Below are 1,220 nucleotides of genomic sequence, written 5' to 3'. Positions count from 1 at the left end.
GGTCCACGCTCGGGACGATCACCGAAGGGCTTACGGTCGCCACGGTCGTTGTTGAAGGGACGACGCTCACCATCGCGAGCCGGACGATCATTACGGTCACCGAAAGGCTTACGGTCACGGTCGCCGCCGAAGGACCGGCGCTCACCATCGCGAGCCGGACGATCATTACGGTCACCGAAGGGCTTACGGTCGCCACGGTCGTTGTTGAAGGGACGACGCTCACCATCGCGGGCCGGGCGGTCGTTACGGTCACCGAAAGGCTTGCGGTCACGGTCGCCGCCGAAGGACCGGCGCTCACCATCGCGAGCCGGACGATCATTACGGTCACCGAAGGAACGGCGTTCACCGTCGCGAGCCGGACGGTCATTACGGTCACCGAAAGGCTTGCGGTCACGGTCGCCGCCGAAGGAACGGCGCTCACCATCGCGAGCCGGACGGTCGTTACGGTCATTGTTGAAGGGACGACGCTCACCATCGCGGGCCGGACGGTCATTGCCGTCCCGGTTCTCCCTGGACCGGAAGCCACGGGGGTCCCCGCCGGAATTATTGTTGGCGCGGTACGAACCGCGGTCATCACGGTTCCCTCCGAAGTTTCCGCGATTGCCGCCGCGATTGCCGCCGTTGTGCTCAGCCATGGTGGATTCCTCCTGTTGCGAGCCGACCACTGGCGCGTGCGTAGTCGCTCATAACCCTTATTTCGTTGTCACGCCGCCGGCAGCACTGGTCTGCCGACTCGTATATCTGGTTCAATTCTATTCGACCCCGCCACGGCGACCGAACGCCGGAAGCACCTTTGGGGCGTGCCGTGGCAAGTCTCACAAGCGCGGCGCCACCCAACTACCACGCATTAGCGGCTGTATCCAGGGGCGGGAACGACCACTACTGCCAAGCGGATACGTGTATAGATCGGTGGTTAAAGTGGGAGACCCCCCGACCCGTGGTGGGTTGGGGGGTCTCTACCTAATGGTTGTCCGGCGGTGTCCTACTCTCCCACACCCTCCCGGGTGCAGTACCATCGGCGCTGTGGGTCTTAGCTTCCGGGTTCGGAATGGGACCGGGCGTTTCCCCCACGCTATGACCGCCGTAACCTTGTTACCCGTTCCCCGGTGGTTTTGCCTGGTGTGGGCTGTTTTTCGGGGTGGGAAATCTTTGGTGGTTACAACTGTGGTGTTGTGTATGTAGTTATTGGTTCCTGGAACAAGCGGGTTGTTGTTCGGGAA

General features: G+C 62.4%; 1 protein-coding gene and 1 rRNA gene. One reads left to right on the top strand and one right to left on the bottom strand.

Annotation, left to right across the window (positions count from 1 at the left end):
- The coding region (locus A477_RS23355) for a hypothetical protein (RefSeq protein WP_017200163.1) at positions 1–689 on the top strand (689 nt) is incomplete at its 5' end.
- Between the two features lie 280 nt (positions 690–969).
- Here the strand turns inward: A477_RS23355 and rrf are convergent.
- A 5S ribosomal RNA gene (gene rrf, locus A477_RS0117145) occupies positions 970–1,086 on the bottom strand.
- Positions 1,087–1,220: the final 134 nt, after the last annotated feature.

Source organism: Arthrobacter sp. M2012083, assembly GCF_000281065.1.
GTDB lineage: Bacteria > Actinomycetota > Actinomycetes > Actinomycetales > Micrococcaceae > Arthrobacter.
Note: the sequence above shows the minus strand (reverse complement) of the source record. Positions and strands in the feature narration are given on the sequence as shown.